The 15,441-nt window shown below is 59.1% G+C and carries 16 protein-coding genes and 1 pseudogene; 13 read left to right on the top strand and 4 right to left on the bottom strand.

Annotation, left to right across the window (positions count from 1 at the left end; genetic code table 11):
* Positions 1 to 205 precede the first annotated feature (205 nt).
* The 3 genes from G9465_RS23670 (at position 206) to G9465_RS23660 (ending at position 2,187) form a co-directional block, all read left to right on the top strand.
* Positions 206 to 445, top strand: a complete 240-nt coding sequence (locus tag G9465_RS23670; RefSeq protein ID WP_166975491.1) for a hypothetical protein — start codon at positions 206 to 208, stop codon at positions 443 to 445.
* A 163-nt stretch (positions 446 to 608) separates the two neighbouring features.
* Positions 609 to 1,085: a YbaK/EbsC family protein gene (locus G9465_RS23665; RefSeq protein WP_166975489.1), complete on the top strand. Its 477-nt coding sequence runs from the start codon at positions 609 to 611 to the stop codon at positions 1,083 to 1,085.
* Positions 1,086 to 1,905: 820 nt separating this feature from the next.
* Positions 1,906 to 2,187, top strand: a complete 282-nt coding sequence (locus tag G9465_RS23660; RefSeq protein WP_166975487.1) for a hypothetical protein — start codon at positions 1,906 to 1,908, stop codon at positions 2,185 to 2,187.
* Between the two features lie 292 nt (positions 2,188 to 2,479).
* Here G9465_RS23660 and G9465_RS23655 read toward each other — a convergent pair whose 3' ends face one another.
* A complete protein-coding gene (locus G9465_RS23655) occupies positions 2,480 to 2,662 on the bottom strand; it encodes a hypothetical protein (RefSeq protein WP_166975485.1) in 183 nt (60 codons plus the stop codon).
* Positions 2,663 to 3,676: 1,014 nt separating this feature from the next.
* On the opposite strand from G9465_RS23655, the gene G9465_RS23650 reads away from it, so the two are divergent.
* Positions 3,677 to 3,973 (top strand): hypothetical protein, encoded by a 297-nt coding sequence (locus G9465_RS23650; RefSeq protein ID WP_166975484.1) that lies wholly within the window; start codon positions 3,677 to 3,679, stop codon positions 3,971 to 3,973.
* Between the two features lie 379 nt (positions 3,974 to 4,352).
* On the top strand, positions 4,353 to 4,658 hold the full coding sequence (locus tag G9465_RS26365; protein WP_349674922.1) for a hypothetical protein: 306 nt from the start codon (positions 4,353 to 4,355) through the stop codon (positions 4,656 to 4,658).
* Positions 4,659 to 4,813: 155 nt separating this feature from the next.
* Here the strand turns inward: G9465_RS26365 and merB (G9465_RS23640) are convergent, their stop codons facing one another.
* Positions 4,814 to 5,425: an organomercurial lyase gene (gene merB, locus G9465_RS23640; protein ID WP_166975481.1), complete on the bottom strand. Its 612-nt coding sequence runs from the start codon at positions 5,423 to 5,425 to the stop codon at positions 4,814 to 4,816.
* A gap of 181 nt (positions 5,426 to 5,606) precedes the next feature.
* Between merB (G9465_RS23640) and merB (G9465_RS23635) the strand changes: the two genes are divergently transcribed.
* Together merB (G9465_RS23635) and merB (G9465_RS23630) are read left to right on the top strand one after the other, a co-directional pair.
* Entirely contained in the window at positions 5,607 to 6,197 is a 591-nt protein-coding gene (gene merB / locus G9465_RS23635) for an organomercurial lyase (protein WP_166975479.1), read from the top strand.
* A 303-nt stretch (positions 6,198 to 6,500) separates the two neighbouring features.
* Complete coding sequence (gene merB / locus G9465_RS23630) at positions 6,501 to 6,941, top strand: organomercurial lyase (protein WP_166975476.1); 441 nt, start codon at positions 6,501 to 6,503, stop codon at positions 6,939 to 6,941.
* Positions 6,942 to 6,989: 48 nt separating this feature from the next.
* On the opposite strand, the gene G9465_RS23625 is transcribed toward merB (G9465_RS23630), so the two are convergent.
* Positions 6,990 to 7,640 carry a helix-turn-helix domain-containing protein gene (locus G9465_RS23625; RefSeq protein WP_166975474.1) on the bottom strand — a complete coding sequence of 217 codons (651 nt, stop codon included), beginning with the start codon at positions 7,638 to 7,640 and terminating at the stop codon, positions 6,990 to 6,992.
* A gap of 154 nt (positions 7,641 to 7,794) precedes the next feature.
* On the opposite strand from G9465_RS23625, the pseudogene G9465_RS23620 reads away from it, so the two are divergent.
* From G9465_RS23620 to G9465_RS23605, 5 genes and pseudogenes are all read left to right on the top strand, one after another.
* A pseudogene (locus G9465_RS23620) lies at positions 7,795 to 10,299 on the top strand (GAF domain-containing protein); the annotation flags it as partial.
* Between the two features lie 35 nt (positions 10,300 to 10,334).
* Positions 10,335 to 10,577: a helix-turn-helix domain-containing protein gene (locus tag G9465_RS26515; RefSeq protein WP_227015883.1), complete on the top strand. Its 243-nt coding sequence runs from the start codon at positions 10,335 to 10,337 to the stop codon at positions 10,575 to 10,577.
* Between the two features lie 418 nt (positions 10,578 to 10,995).
* A complete protein-coding gene (locus tag G9465_RS23615) occupies positions 10,996 to 11,526 on the top strand; it encodes an HTH domain-containing protein (RefSeq protein WP_166975469.1) in 531 nt (176 codons plus the stop codon).
* Positions 11,527 to 11,619: 93 nt separating this feature from the next.
* Positions 11,620 to 11,826, top strand: a complete 207-nt coding sequence (locus G9465_RS23610; protein ID WP_166975467.1) for a hypothetical protein — start codon at positions 11,620 to 11,622, stop codon at positions 11,824 to 11,826.
* Positions 11,826 to 12,215: a hypothetical protein gene (locus G9465_RS23605; RefSeq protein ID WP_166975464.1), complete on the top strand. Its 390-nt coding sequence runs from the start codon at positions 11,826 to 11,828 to the stop codon at positions 12,213 to 12,215. Before G9465_RS23610 ends, G9465_RS23605 begins: the two co-directional genes overlap by 1 nt.
* Before the next feature lie 177 nt (positions 12,216 to 12,392).
* Here G9465_RS23605 and G9465_RS23600 read toward each other — a convergent pair whose 3' ends face one another.
* Entirely contained in the window at positions 12,393 to 12,704 is a 312-nt protein-coding gene (locus G9465_RS23600) for a GYD domain-containing protein (protein ID WP_166975462.1), read from the bottom strand.
* Between the two features lie 1,068 nt (positions 12,705 to 13,772).
* On the opposite strand from G9465_RS23600, the gene G9465_RS23595 reads away from it, so the two are divergent.
* On the top strand, positions 13,773 to 14,084 hold the full coding sequence (locus tag G9465_RS23595) for an MTH1187 family thiamine-binding protein (protein WP_166975459.1): 312 nt from the start codon (positions 13,773 to 13,775) through the stop codon (positions 14,082 to 14,084).
* Positions 14,085 to 15,441 lie beyond the last annotated feature (1,357 nt).

The raw sequence follows: 15,441 nt of genomic DNA, 5'->3' as shown, positions 1-15,441 counted from the left end.
TGAGTGTTCGTAACACGAGCGACCCTGTGGGTGCGGTCGACGGCGTCACAACAGGTGTGACGGATCGGAAAGAGTGTGGCAGCGAACCGTCTGCAGTCCCCAGCGGCATTGTGCTAACCAACATATCGTCAGATTCGCCGCCCCTGTTGGTTAGCCAGCTCCCTCCCAATTTTGTGCTCCCCCTCGAAGACTGGAGGCACTTCTAATGAGCAACCACCAAGACGTCAGCTTCGAGCAGTACGCGTTCGACGACGGCGGCCGAGTACACGTTGACTGGTCCGAGGGTATCGGCCCACTTGACGCGTTCGTTGGCACCGTCACCGGAATCTCACGAAGCGCCGGCGACGTGATTGTCGCCGTCGAGGCCGACGCCGACCAGTATTCCGACGGATCGATCTACGGCGGCACCCACGACTGTGCGCCCGAGTGGGTCACACCGCTCTAGTTGTGGTAGCAGGAGTTTCCATACATTCGCCAGTCATGGGTATCTGTGACCGACAGGTTGGCCGTGATGAATACGGCGGGGTAATTCCAGACGAATAAGCGACGCCCGGTGTCTGTACGGTGGCTCCGGAGGAGCTTTTGTCGGGAGAAATGATAGGGCAGGTATGCACCCGAGTGCCGAGCAGTTCGTCGATCGAGCCCGCGAGCAGTACGGCGTCGAGATCGATGTCCACGAGTTCCCCGAGGGAACGAAGACGGCCGCCGACGCAGCCGATGCGGTCGGCTGCGAGCTCGCCCAGATTGCCAGCAGTATCGTCATGTCCGTTGACGACGACCTGGTGGTGGTCGTGACCAGTGGTGCCAACCGCGTGAGCGAGTCGAAGGTTGCCGCCCATTTTGACGTCCCGGAGGAGCCGGTATCGATGGCCGACGCTGGGCGGGTCAAAGACCGGATCGGCTGGTCAATTGGCGGTGTCCCACCAATCTGTCACGACGCCGCGGTTCCGGTCCTGTTTGATGAGACCCTGACGGAGTTCGACACCGTCTGGGCGGCGGCCGGCACACCCGAGGCGGTCTTTCCGATCGCACCGTCTCGCGTTCGGGAGCTGTCGGAGGCAACGGTACTGGTTGTCGCCGAGTAAGCCCCGGAGCACCACGACAGTACCGATAGCATGCTCGTCGGCGCCCCTCAATCCAGGGTGACGCAGCTGCAAGTTGGTTCTTGATGTCGATTGTGTCGGCTAACTATGAGGGGAGGTCTCAAGCCGAGAAACGAGATGGGTGAACAGTGTGCTGACACACCGGATTTACGGTGGACTATCGCGTTGGGCTGGCGACCGGGAGTGATCGCCGCAAGAACAGTGTGCAGTTGGCGTGGGACTGACAGAGTGGGGTGAGAAGGGGTTTCCCTGGTGTGGCACAGGCAGCGGCGTCAGCCACCGCCGAGCGGCTCTCCCAGTTGGTTGCTGGCCGGGAAGGTCTACAGTGGTGTTCACAGGGGTTCAGGCAGCCGAGACATGACACAGTCTACTGGTCCTACACGTGGGATTACAATTGGTTGCAGTACTGGGACTACGATTGGGCATTCATGTGGAGAGATTGTTTGAGGTAGGAGTGGACGCAGTCTTACGGGGCGACTTGGCGGCGATAACAACGGTACGCCTGAAATGACACCTGATTATGACCGCTAAATCACAACAACAGCAACGACGACGTCGACGTCGATCCAGCACAACTTGAAAGCCCCACGCCGCTGGCGGTCGCCTCAGCGACATATCCTCACTCTGTTCGGATAGGGGTCGCTGAGGCGACCAGGGCACGCGCCAGCGGTGTGCCCCTTTCAGACCCACCAGTACAGCAGGAACCCTCGGGACCGCCCTCCCTCGCCGGAACGAGGACGCTCGCTGACTCACGACAGCGTCGTTCGTCGGCGACGGCGCGGCGGACCTCGTCTTCGAGCTCTTGAAACTCGTCGCGAGCGAAGATAACCAGTTCGTGCGTGCGGTCCTCTTTGACGGTCTGGCGGCGGACGGCGTAGGGAATCTCCGTGGTCGTACTCGACGTGCTGGTATCGCTGTCCGTCGGCGTCTCGGTCTCAGCGTCCGTGGAGTCAGTATCGGTGTCATCGGGGTCGCTGTCGGGTTCGTCATCTTCAACAAGGTCAACCCCAACCAGTGGCTCGCCTCCGATTTCACCGTCGGGCTCCCCACGCCGCCTACCACCGACCAGGAGGAGTCACGATGATTGTGGGGCGAGACCGTCGCGTGGCGAGTGTCGCCTCTGTCCCCGCCTCGTCCCCGCTCGGCCATGGCCGTACTGTCCGCCCGACGATTGCCCGGCCAGTCCGGTCGATCGGACCGACCGGTCGCGAGCGAACTCGTCCCGTCTGCGTCGGAGCCGTCACCCGACGCCACACCCACGGGTATCGGCTGGTCCCCAGTCAGACTGCGCGGCCGTCGCGGCCAGGTCCTCGCGTGTCTGAGGTCCATGACGCCCGTCACTGGCCCGCTCGGAGCCGATCCGAGCCCCCGTTCTTTCAATGTCCCACGATCAGACCCCGCTTCCCAGTCACGATCACGACCGCGTATCGGCTAACGACCACTGCGAGCAGTCCCGCGAGACACGCCTCGACCACGAGGTCGTCACGCGTGCCCCAGTCGACCACACGACAGCTTCCCGGCCCGATGCCGACCGCCATCTCGCCGAGCCATCGGCTCACCAGCCTCCCGATCAACGTGCGGCCGAGCGGACGGCCCCACGGACACACCAATGGCCGCTGGCGGTGGTGCACAGCACTCCATCCATGACAATGGTTGTGCGCCAGCGGCCACTTAGATGCTCGACGGCCACGCCCATTACGTCTGTCGCCAGCACGCCTGGGGCGCCCGCCGACGGCGATCCACGATGGGCGACGCCAGCCACCGAGTGGCCGCTCCCGACTGCCAGTAGGCAGTCACGGGCCTGCGGGACTGAGTCAGTCGCACAGAAACGGACTCTGGGGGGTTCGCGACACGGTCGTTGGTCATGGACAACAGTTGTGTCCCAGAGCCCACGCCCAGCTTGCGCAGCCATCCCTATCATTGTTGGGCCGACCACGGAGCCGCCGACGAAGACCTGGAGCACTGGACGACACAGCAGTGCCGTCGAACGGGGTGAGCGACGATGAACGTCCGCCCAGTGTGGTGCCGTCGCTCAGCGAGTGGAAACGGGGACTCCGGCAGTCGATGCTGTCAGAGGCATGAATCCACAGGCGCTGTGGTGACTGTCTGGAGTCCTAGCAGGCGCTACGCTGTAGGTGTAGATAGCTATTGCTGTGGACTCGTGTCAACACGGTGTCGAAACGACGGCCCGCCCCATCGCCGCCAGCGACAGGGCGCCCCATCGTCTGCCTCTGACAACCAGCCAGCACAACGCAATCCGCCCTGTGCCAGCACAGGGGTAGAGGCTGGCCAGCATAGATGTACTTACCGCTGCCTGAAACGACGAGCCACAGTCTTCCGCCACCGTCGGTCTCCGCTGGTTCGTGGGGATTCACTACGAGGCCCCCTGCTGGTCACACAGCAACGCGACCGGTGGGGCCCGACGCCTGCAGTTGAGAGACCAGGTGTGCTCGCAGCATATGCCGCAGGACGTCGTCGGACGCCACCGGCGCCCCGCTCACGCACGCGGGATAGTGCGTACGACGCCATGGCCGCTCTCACTCGGGAGGTGAGCCACCTATGACGGCCACGCGGTGTCCCGCCGTCGGCGAGATCGTCGCTGCACCGAACTCGAGCGTGCCCCACGGCTGCTCGTCACCGGCGTTGACGACGATGCTGAGACTGTCACCGGCGTGTTACTCTCCGAGTTAGCCGAGGAGACTATCTGGCGGCTGCATGCCTCGGTCGACGATCGGCTCCACCGCGAGGACGTGACGATCGCCGTCCGGCGCGCCACAGGGCTTGCAAGGTTCTGTGTGCCCTGGGACGAGTGTCGGCCGCTCGAAGGCCCTGGGATCGATGGCTATGCGCTCCGGGCGCGTGAGGACTGATGTGGCCCACGCAGCCGCTGGCCAGTGCTCAGCAACAGAATCAGGCCCCGACGACCGATGGCTGTCAGAGGCACGGCAGTGGTCGAGGCCGTAGCTGTGTGTCTAGCATTCGCATATGTAAAGGTGTGGGTCGCTGTACAATATCGCACCAGCTGACGGCGCCGCAGCGCCGCCAGCATGGTGGATTGACCGTCGCCGCGAGTGCCTCTGACAGCACGACTGCCTGCGAGTGGCTACTCAGCCACCACTCATATAAGAATTTTGGAAATGGGATCGTACTGACAGCATCGGCGCCGCTCACGTCTCGGCCGTCGCGAGGCGTGACGTGGTGGCGATCGCTGTCCGGCCAGTGGGTTCAGGTCGACGGGGGTGGCCGGTGATGGCCCAGACAGACCCCACAGACGCCACTACGAGCGACGCACCGTCCCCCCGGGCTCCCCAGTGGCGACTGCGCTATCAGGTCGGCGACCTCGTCCACTACACCGAGTGGACGAGTGAGTTCGCCGCCGTCGAGAATCTCGCTGAGCAGTACCGCCGCGAGGCGTACGGTCACGACGTCGTCATCGAACACCGTAACTGGTGGACGTTACACGCGTGGCTCCACTTCGACAACCCCGAGGGTCTGTTCGCGTCATTCAATCACGACTCCGAGTGGGATTCCTTATCAGCCCCACCCCATCACTGACGTTTCCACTTTATTCCAAAGGAGGATTATAGTACTACGCTGATTGACACCGGAGAGGACCGGATGGAGCAGGTGAGTCGATGGAGACAACTCGCGAAAGACAGGTTTCGAGAGCTGTGGACCATGCACAATCAGGTCACGCGTGCTCCGTTCAGCTAGCTGGATTCCCCGAGAAATTTCTGTAGCAAGGGTACGAGGTTAGCTGGGGGGAGCGGAGCGGTTGCGCTCCCGGTTTCCGAGGCCCACTGCTCGTAGGTGACCTCGCTCTCGAAGGCGTTCGTGTACTGGCAGACCGCCGCCTGAATCTCGTCTTTGTCGTCCTGCACGGCCCACTCGGCGAGCGACCCCGCGGCCTCGACGTCCTGGACGTCTATGGTCGACCCGTAACAGACCAATGCCCCTTCGGGTGACACTGCCACGGAGCCGTCACTAACTGTGAACCACACCGGGGTTCCAGACACGGGGTCAACCGAGCGTACGCGGACGACGGATTGTGCTTCCATCACCGCCGCCGCAAGGGCATCCATCGCACAGTACGTGTACCGAACGCGGTCGTTCACGTGTACTTCGTGTCGGTTCGGGCTCTCGCTGTACAGGTCCGCGAGCGTCACCCCCCGGTCGAGTTCCGAGAACTGGTCGAGCAGCTCTGTCCACCACTCCTCAAGGGTCGACGGTGGCTCGTCGAGTCTGCTTACGGTAGCTACGTGTTCGGCGAAGTCAGTCGGCAGTTCGATCCCTTCCGTGGTCGATTTGGAGTCGGTGTCCATCACACCTGCATAGACGTCGTTGTTCGTCCAATGTCCTATCTCCCGTCCTGTTGGGGAGGTTTATAGCGGAAAGATGTGGCCGTCAGTACACCGTTTCCAGACTCGTCATAAGTCTCTCCCGTCAGTTGGGAGCAACGCCCTCGGCTGTCTGCGGTATCTGAACAGATGGAGGAATTCCCTGATGAGCGATTCCATCGAAGGTACAGAGTATCGTGGTCCAGAGGTCCCGACGCCACTCGGTGACCAGCTACAACTCGCACTCGGACTCGACGAGCGTCCCAAGACGTTCGGCGACTGGGTCGATGCCCTCGCGTTCCTCGCCGACCGCGACGACATCGACGTGGACATGGACATGCTCTGTACGATCGACGACTCCCCGCACAGAGCAACCTTCAACGGGCAGACCCAACACTACCAGTGCTTCCAGGATCCGATTATCGTGCCGTTCCTGGCCGATGATGTCGATACCGTCGAGATTGAGACGGAGAGTCCGGTGAGCGGTGAACCGATCGAACTCTGGGTGACCGAAACCGAGATCGAAGCCACCCCGTCAGACGTCGTCATGTCGTTCGGCGTCGCCGCCAACGTCGAGGCGCCACCCCAGGACGTTCCGAGCCCGATCCTCGCGTACAGTCTATTCTGCCCGTACGGCAACGTCTTCCTATCCCAGGAAGAGTACGAGACGTGGGCCGCTGAGGTCGACGCCATCACCATTCCGACCACCATGAAGGATGCGCTCGAACTCGCCCGGGCGATCGGCCGTGTCGCCTGAACCGCTACTGGGATGGCTCGACTGGGGAACACTTGTCGAGCCACCCAACCACGATCTGTCGAGGAGATAAAGCCACCCAAGAGGCTGGGAGAAAGGCCGACAGCCACCGTTGGCGTACAACCGGTCGAGGTGAGACATCCCGTGACCAATCAGCCCTCCAGCACGTACCGAGAACGCGAAATTCCCCCCGCAGTCGCTGACCAACTGCAGACCGCGTTTGCCCTGCCGCGACCCCCCGCGACGCTCGGAGATTGGGTCACGATCACCTCCGCTGTCGCTGAGGATGTCGGACTGACAGTCGACATGGAGACGCTGTGTACCACCGAGACGTCCCGCCACGAAGCGATCATCGACGGTGAACCACTGTATTTCCACTGCGTGCTCGACGCCCTCGTCGTCCCATTTCTCCGCGAGGCAGACGACCCGGTCACGATTCGCAGTGAAAGTCCAGCCTCGGGGACTGTCGTCGAGATACAGGCCGGTCAGGACTCGCTGACCGTCGAGCCCCCAGACGCCGTGATGTCGTTCGGCGTCGCTGCTGACGTGGAAGCGCCCGCTGCCGATGACGTCGACCTGTCGCTCGGGTACGAGTGGTTCTGCCCATACACGAACGCGTTCCCGACCGACGCGGAGTACGAAGAGTGGGCCGCGAAGACCGACGCGGTCACCATGGCGATACCAATGGATGTCGCCCACCAGCTGGCTCGTGATATCCCCGATATTGGAACTCCATATCAGCGGTGAGCCACCATCGTGGCGTTCTCTCTGGTATGGCCCGGAATAGGCCTCCGACTAGACAGGGTGGCCCGTTCTCTGGAACAGCTGTGAGAGCAGGTTATGCTCAGCTCGTTGGAGGTGCTCAGCGACGGTCGATGGATCCAGGTCGACTTCGTGTGCGACATCGTCGGTCGACGCCTCGCGAGGGACGTCATAGTAGCCCATCGAGTAGGCCGTCTGCACGATCTCCCGCTGGCGGTCGGTGAGCGCGTCGAGGTATGAGGTCGGGCCACGGTAGTCAGTCAAGCGCTCGAGGAGCACGTTCAGACCTGCTTCGCCGGCAGTCGATACCGTCTGCCCGATATCGGCCTGTGAGCCGATGACCGAGAACTCGAGTCCACCTTCACAGACGTCGGAGACGTCGTGTGCGACACCATGCTCGTGGATGGGGAAATCCTCGGCGAGATCTGGCGCGCTGACTTTACACAGATAGGTCACGCCTGACGAGGACGTGGCGAGTCGTTCCCACCAGACGATCGCGTCGAAGTCGTCCAAGTCAGTCTCGGGGAGTGGCTCCTCAACCTGTAACAGGATGATACCGCCCGGACCGTGACAGACGAGTTCGGTCACGTCTCGGAAGCCCGCCGCCCTCACCGTCTCGATGAGATTCTTGAGGCCGGCCGCTGCAAGTTGAGAGTCACTGAGGTGGAGAATAGCTTCGCGCATTGGTCTAGTCGCTTGTAGCGTGGCTTCGCTGGAACCAGTAATGTCCAATACACTGGGTGGATTTAAATACCTGCTCCATAGATTGACAGACATTGTCGAAACGAACGAGACACGATACTTTTCACGGTGCATCCAATAGAGTGGGACAATTGACATGGGCGTCAAGGCAGATCAGGTGCTTTGTATCGGGCCAAATAAGCAAAGGGCCCACGCACACGCAGCCACTCTCGAACAAGCAGGGTTTTCAGTCACGGCAACTGCAACATCAGCCGACTATCTCCACATTTCTCCGGAGGTCGACTGCATCATTAGTACATACCGTCTCGAGGATACCAACGGGATCGCATTGCTCCGGGAGATTCGCGAGACGCATTCAAATCTGCCGTTTATCCTCGTCGCTCGCGACGGGGACGAGACCGTTGCCAGCGAGGCCATCAAGGCTGGCGTCACGGATTACATTCCCACTGACGATGGAATACCGTCTAATTTTGCCAAGCGTGTGGCCAATGCGGTGGACACGTCTCGCACGCACGCTGGTTACGACCGGGAAGTCTGTGAGGTCTACAACTGGATCAGTGACGCGTTCTACGTCGTCGACGAGGAGTTCCGATTCACGTACGTCAACGAATCCGCTGAGGAACTCCTGCAGGCTGACGCCGAGGCGCTTCTCGGCGAGTGCCTCTGGGAAGAATACCCAGACGCCAGGGAGACTGAGGCCTATGACGCGTTCCACAAGGCGCTCGATACCCAACAAATCACCGAGTTCGAACGGTACTCTGCGCCACTCGACAGTTGGGTTGAGGCGCGTATCTATCCGTCTGCCACTGGCTTCTCTGTGTACGTTCGCGACATCACCGACCGCAAAGAACGCGAACAGGCGCTCACCGACGCTTACGAGATCATGGTCGATTCTGCCCGGTCGTTCGACGAGCAGATCGATGCACTCCTGGAGACCGTTCGAGCAGCATTCGGGACCGAGTATGCGACGTTGTCGTACGTCTCGAACGACGAGTACCGCTTTGAGGCGGTCGCGACACCAGTTGACTCCGATCTACAGGCAGGTGACACCGTCCCGCTCGCGGAACTGCCCAACTGCGAGCACGTCGTCGAAACAGAGCAGACACTGGTCCTCCGAGACGTCGAGATGGAGGCTCCGGAGTTAGCGGACCCGACGTGGGGCATCGCCAGTTATCTCGGCGCGCCAGTAATTGTCGACGGCGAGGCATCTGGGACCTTTTGTTTTTACAGTATGGAGGCACGAGCTGATGAGTTCCCGGACTGGGCGGTGACGTTTATCGAATTCCTCAGTAACTGGGTGAGTCGCGAAATCGAACGTGAGCAGTACACCGATCAGCTCACTGCTCTCGAGACTGCCTTTCCTGACCTCGGTTTCCTCTTCGATTCGGAGGGACGATACCTGGACTATCTCGCCCATCCGACGACGTCAGAGCTCCTCTATACCGACCCCGACGAGTTACTCGGACAGACACTCCACGAGGTCCTTCCGTCAGATACTGCGGACGTGCTCCTCGCAACAATTCACGACGCCATCGAGACGGGGGAGCTCCAGTCCGTCGAGTACGACCTTGACGTGCCAGCGGGGACTCGCTGTTTCGAAGGACGCGCCGCAGCGGTAACGGACGGTGCGTACGGTCGCGAGACAGTTGTCTTCATCGCTCGTGATATTACTGATCGAAAGACGCACGAGCGGACGCTCAAGCGCCGGCGTGACGAGTTGGCAGATCTCCATCGGATCAATACGCTCATCCGGGGAATTACCCAGGGACTCCAGAACACAGCGACTCGCGACGAGATCGAAACTGCAGTCTGTGACCATCTTACCGAGTCAGACCTCTATCAAGCCGCCTGGATCGGCACGATGAGTCAGGAGATGACCGACGATATGGCTGTGACCCCGCAGACGGTCGCTGGTGTCGAGGATCCCTATGTCGAGACCATTCCAACGGAGAGTGGACCAGCCACGACAGCGCTCCGGTCTGGCGAGGTTCAGGTCGTCAACGATATCGTGACTGCGGATGCGTTTCCGGATGCTCGACGGGAGATTGCTCTTGCGCACGATCACCACACGCTCGCGGCAGTTCCTCTGACGACCGGTGAGACGACCTATGGGGTACTGGTCGTCTATGCACCCCGTGATCATACCATCACTGAGGCCGAACGGGACGTCCTCGGTGACCTCGGACAGACGATTGCCTTAGCCATCCAACGGGTGCACAGCCGGCGCTCTCTCACGGCCGAAACCACTATCGAACTCCAACTACAGATGCGGAACACCACCAGCGTGTTCGGCGAGGTAACGAGTCAGTTAGAGTGCGAACTCACGTTCGAGCGACACGTCCCAGTCAGCGACGGTGTGATCAATCAATATTTCACTGTCGCGGGCGCCGAGCCATCGCAGCTCTGCGACAGACTGATGACTGTCCCGTTTATCGACACGTGTACTGTCGTGCGTGATCCTGCTGCCGACCGGCAAGCACTCATTGAAGTCGCTATCAGCGATCCGAGCCAGAACGTACTCCATGTCCTCGCAGATCATGGCGCGTCGATCAGAGCAGCATGTGCGGCCGAGGGGGATATCCACGTCACCGCCGAGGTCGCACCCGAGAGTGATATTCGAGCTATCGTAGACGCCGCTGGAGACGTAACGCCGACTGTCGAACTCATCAGCAAGCGATCGGTCGATCGTCCGATGACGACGATACCCACGATCGTAGACCAAATCAGCAATCAGTTAACCACAAAACAGGAAGCAGCCCTCAGTACAGCCTACACCCGGGCTACTACGCCTGGCCACGCGAGAGCACGGCCGAGGACCTCGCAGAAACAATGGACATCGCATCATCGACGCTTCACTACCACCTTCGACATGCACTCCACCAACTCTTGACGGTCTTCTTCGAACAGGAGTGTCTTTAACTGCTTCAGCCCGTTCTGGGAACGGGTCACATCTGGTTGGCCGGTGTGTTCTCGCGGCTTCTGCCAATCCTGTCATGTAGTTATCAACACTATGTGTGTTTCTGCCGGCAGGGATAGTCGACTCGATCCCGGCTTTAGACGGCGAAACGCGTGTGTAATGGAACAGTACTGCGCGATCACGGTTCGTGACCACTCTAGGTAGTTCTAGGGAACCTTTCTCCCTGCAACCATCAGAATCAAACGTGCATGTCTAATTTGAAGAGATTAGCTGGACTGTCGCCTGGTCTGGGATGGCCGTTACACGCGGACAACTCTATGCAGCAACACCTACTGGCAAGGACGACCGGTACAGACAGCTGGCGACTGCAGAAGCTGACAGGACGGACAGTGACAGGCTACTTCTATCGGGGAGACACTGATGAGATCTGCTGAGCACCAATCTGATCGGGCCGACACAGAGCCGGAAGAACAGGAAAAGCGTGTCGAGACAGGAACTCACGTTGAACTCTGGCTGCGAGGGAACTCGCCCACCTGTGTTCGTGACGCTCAGGAGGAGGCCTACGAGCGGCTACAGCGCCTCCAGCGAGCCGGCCGGATCGGCTCCGTGACTAGTCACGTCTGGGAGCCCATCGAGACGACGCCCAGAGCGACGGATCCAGAACACACAGCTGTGTATCGTGAGACAATCTCAGAGTTCAGGGACTGGGCGAACGAACGCGGCTACTCACTCTGTCCCGGATTCCAGACACGCGACATGACTCCGATGCTGGCTGACGAGAGCCGAGAAGAGATCGTTCCCCCGATACTGTGTCTGGCAGTCTACGTAGACGACACGCTTACGACTGTGTTCCCACATGCTGACGGAGAGTGCGTTCACACTGTCACAGACGGTCTCGACCGCCTCGAAGCAGAGACGGAAGACCCATTCGTCGGAGGTGCGATGGCATGACTGGTGCCGACACCACAGTGCCACAGCTCGAATTCTACGTCCAGTCACTGCCTTCCTCGGTGTCTGTCGCTAGATCACAGGATGGTGGTTTCGATGACTGACCGTGATGCCCTCTCACCACGTGTTCGGGTCGTAGAAGCCGCATATCATCTGAACCGGGTTCAGACGGAGTTGAGTGACGAAGACGAGGAACTGGCTGACTTGCTTACCGAACTCTGTCGTGAAGTCGACACAGTGACTGCGATGCTGGAAGCGGCCCGTGGCGACACGAGCGAAGAGTGGTGTCAAAATCATCAGTAATGACGCCATCAGTGTCGGATACAGATGGGCCGAACTCGCTCACGACCGACAAACAACACGAGATCATGTCGTCGCGCTACCGCCGGTATACCCTGTATAGTCTCAGGGTGTTTACTACACCGGTAACACTGGCGCGGGTCGCCGATTACGTCACAGAGTGGGACTTCGGCGTCGCAGCCGGCGAACTTCCGGACGAGCGACTTGAAATCTACATGACGCTGTACCACGACTATCTCCCCTGCCTCATCGAGGACGGCGTCATCGTTTACAACCAGGAGGACGATACACTTGAACCCGGACCGAATATGGCACAACTACAGCCTGCACTCGAGAAAGTGATGGCCAATGAACTCACAGAACAGCACGAGAGATTGGTTAGGGGTGGCTGAGCGGTCTTTTTCGATCTGCTTGGCAGTGGATCGCTCTCTACGATCACTGGCAGGTCGTATTCTGTTGTAACTTATATATCCCTGATACAATTATACTAAAACAGATATCCAATAGATGTGTATATTTTCACTTAGAGTGGTGTGTGATCAAGCTGTGGAGATTCCTCAGAAGCTCCACTATACGAGCGCATCTTCGAGGATAATGTCCCACTCGTCTGCTTCGAACACCTCAAAGCTCTCTACGTGTGTTAGCCCCATTTGCTCGTAGGCGAGCTGGACTTTCGCTATCGATTCAGTATCAGGGACCTCAACTATCGCGACGATATCATACTGGCCGAATCCATAGTAGAGACCTTTGATTTCTCCGCCTCTCCGCTTAACGATCTCCTTCCAGCGTGTCCGTCGACGCTGCGTGTCTTCAAGCGTGAGTACTCGCCCTTCGTCGGTCTTCTGAAATAAGCTGACGTATGTTGGCATTTTTGTCCCCATTTGGTGGTATCTCGCCCAAGACATTCCTCCACACCGTCCAGAAACCATCAATACGAGATACGACTATAGCCTTGACAAGTGACAATAAGCTTTCTGGAGTGAGCTACACATTGGAAAATATCAAATGAATGTCTAATATGTGTTATATAGTGATCAGTTACTACTCTCGATCTGGCCGAACCGCTACGAAGGTAGATCCGTTTGCAGGCGAGGTGACGTTCCCCGTTTGTATCTCGGGAGGGTCGTACGTATATGTCGCCGCGGCTGCGCTACCGAACAGGCTAACAAAACGAGAGATAGAGCAGTACGCGCTGTCCAGCGCGGGGAGCAAGATGGCAATGTCGCTAACACCCTCTCGTTCCACGAACAGTCCGCCAACTCTGTATGCAACGTTTTGCCGAATAGAGCGAACTACTATCAAGCCGATCCACAGTGCTCTCTTCGAGATAGAGTTCTGTACACGAACTGGTGCTGTCGGAGTCCATTACGGTTTGGGGTCTACGGGTGACGAGGTACTCACTGTGGGGGGCACTCTACAGCGTCATCACAGTTTTGACAGGGCGACCACTCAGACTGGGACGACCACAGACGGTACACTCGTATTCGTATGGACCGGGCCAGCGGCCCACCATGCGTTTCAGTTTGTCGCTCATTTCCCCCCCCTCACGTCGAATATACGGTATGACATCGCATACCTGTTTCTCTCCCCTGCACCTACACGGAGCCGACAACCGAAGACTGAGCGGTGTCACCTGTTCCAACAGCAGATTGAACTTGATATCGTCAGAATCGACTCATTCGAACAGTCACATGGCCTTGATTTTCGGTGGCGAACTCCAAATGATGTCGTAGGTACAGAGGGCGACGAATTCGGAAGCAATGGGTCTCGAGGAGACTCTGCAAGACCTTTGTCGATATCCAGATCGACCATCTGAGTCGCATCGGACGAAATAAATTCGTGGATAATTGTCAGAGACACACATCACGAATCTATATGTTGATCGTTAACGTAGCTCAATGTGGCTGGGGGTGGCTTGCCTCACGCCCAACCAACTTAGAGGAGAATCCATGTCAGTCATCGCTAGATTCGAAGTGATTCCGGTCCAAGACGGGAGCCTCTCCGAGGACATCGCACAGGCAATCGACGCACTCGATGACTTTGACGTCTCGTATGAACTGACTGCGACGGATACGGTCATCGAGGCTGAGGACATCGACGAGGTGTTTGACGCCGTCCACGCAGCACACAACGCTGTCGAAGCCAGCCGCGTCATCACCTCTCTCGAAGTCGACGAACAGCGGAGTCGCGAACAGCACGTCGAGGATCGAATCGAATCCGTTGCGAGTGTACTCGGTCGCGAGCCAAAACGCAGGCGATAGACTCTCGGCGACTACTGTGTCGCCGGAAAGATTCAGAAACTCGAAATATATCCACTAGTGTCGACGTGAGCGTACGATATTCTGCTAATGACTCACCCCACGTGTTCGAAATCGTCGTGAGAGTTCGAACGCCAGGTGAGAGGGAAACTCCCCTTCCCTACTCGCTCACGGCTTCGCCGTCCAATTCGTTGAGGCTGGAGGCTTTCGCGTGGCTACCCGTTCTGGCCGAGAGCGGCCGACTGCACTACAGTTGGCAGTCGGCACTCTCGTCGTCGGCTGTGTCGCCTAGCGACCTATCAGTGTCTAGCTGGTCGAGGAGGAGGGCAGACAGTGGACCACAGACATCGTCTTTCCGGTAGAATACAGCGAAGGGCTGGCAGTCAGGCGTGATAGCCGCGAAACCGGTGTGCAGTTGGCATGGGACTGACGGACTGGCGTGGGAAGGAATTCCCTGATGAGTCACAGATAGCGTCGTCAGCCGCCGCTGGGCGACTGTAACATTCAAATGATAGCCGGGATGGTCGGCACTAGGGTCCATCTGAGTACAGATGGCAGTGGAATAGCTGATTCAAGTGCGAGAAGCTCTACAGTAGATCGCAGTACGGTGACTACGATTGAGCCTTTCTGTAGGTGATCGTTCGGGGCAGGAATGGACACAGTATTGCAGAGTGATTAGACGGCACTAACAACAGTACGCCTGAAATGACACCAGATTGTGAAAGCTATATCTCCGCAACCACGGCGTCGACGTCGGCCCAGCACAACTTGAAAGCCCCACGCCGCTGGCGGTCGCTCAGCGACATATCCTCACTCCGTTCGGATAGGGGTCGCTGAGACGACCAGGACACGCGCCAGCGGCGTGCCCCTTTCAGACCCACCAGTACAGCAAGAACCCTCGGGACCGCCCTCCCTCGCCGGAACGAGGACGCTCGCTGACTCACGACAGCGTCGTTCGTCGGCGCGGCCGCAAGCGGCCGCGCACCGCTCGCTGTGGTCCGGGCTGCTCACTCCGTTGCGCTGCCGGGCTTTCACCCATCCGGCACTCGGTTGGTCCCTCGGGATGCTCACCGTGACCGCAACCGCACCGCAGACGAGGTCCCCCGCCGTCGAGGGTGGCACCTCGATTAGCCTTTATATACTAAATCGGCCGGGAACTGGGATCTGGAATCGGGCAATAGAACACCACTATTCTCGTTCTAATACACTTGAACCAAATCTATTTAGTCGTTAGTTTTAAGTGTATAGCACTCATGGCATTATATACGGAAAGGCACGACACGCGGCGCTCTCGAAGCCGTTTTGCGCTGCAGGAAAACCGGATGCTGGCACATCCGGCAAGTGTCTTTCCGTGGACTAC

Origin of the sequence: Haloarcula sp. JP-L23 (assembly GCF_011602445.1) — an archaeon.
GTDB classification, from domain to species: domain Archaea; phylum Halobacteriota; class Halobacteria; order Halobacteriales; family Haloarculaceae; genus Haloarcula; species Haloarcula pellucida.
This window is presented reverse-complemented; position numbering and strand designations above follow the sequence as displayed.

What these genes read in the sequence shown, in the direction of transcription:
- G9465_RS23670 (WP_166975491.1), top strand. Translation starts at nt 206, where the DNA reads ATGAGCAACCACCAAGACGTCAGCTTCGAGCAGTACGCGTTCGACGAC.
- G9465_RS23665 (WP_166975489.1), top strand. Translation starts at nt 609, where the DNA reads ATGCACCCGAGTGCCGAGCAGTTCGTCGATCGAGCCCGCGAGCAGTAC.
- G9465_RS26365 (WP_349674922.1), top strand. Translation starts at nt 4,353, where the DNA reads ATGGCCCAGACAGACCCCACAGACGCCACTACGAGCGACGCACCGTCC.
- merB (WP_166975481.1), bottom strand. Translation starts at nt 5,425, where the DNA reads ATGGACACCGACTCCAAATCGACCACGGAAGGGATCGAACTGCCGACT.
- merB (WP_166975479.1), top strand. Translation starts at nt 5,607, where the DNA reads ATGAGCGATTCCATCGAAGGTACAGAGTATCGTGGTCCAGAGGTCCCG.
- merB (WP_166975476.1), top strand. Translation starts at nt 6,501, where the DNA reads ATGGAGACGCTGTGTACCACCGAGACGTCCCGCCACGAAGCGATCATC.
- G9465_RS23625 (WP_166975474.1), bottom strand. Translation starts at nt 7,640, where the DNA reads ATGCGCGAAGCTATTCTCCACCTCAGTGACTCTCAACTTGCAGCGGCC.
- G9465_RS23615 (WP_166975469.1), top strand. Translation starts at nt 10,996, where the DNA reads ATGAGATCTGCTGAGCACCAATCTGATCGGGCCGACACAGAGCCGGAA.
- G9465_RS23610 (WP_166975467.1), top strand. Translation starts at nt 11,620, where the DNA reads ATGACTGACCGTGATGCCCTCTCACCACGTGTTCGGGTCGTAGAAGCC.
- G9465_RS23605 (WP_166975464.1), top strand. Translation starts at nt 11,826, where the DNA reads ATGACGCCATCAGTGTCGGATACAGATGGGCCGAACTCGCTCACGACC.
- G9465_RS23600 (WP_166975462.1), bottom strand. Translation starts at nt 12,704, where the DNA reads ATGGGGACAAAAATGCCAACATACGTCAGCTTATTTCAGAAGACCGAC.
- G9465_RS23595 (WP_166975459.1), top strand. Translation starts at nt 13,773, where the DNA reads ATGTCAGTCATCGCTAGATTCGAAGTGATTCCGGTCCAAGACGGGAGC.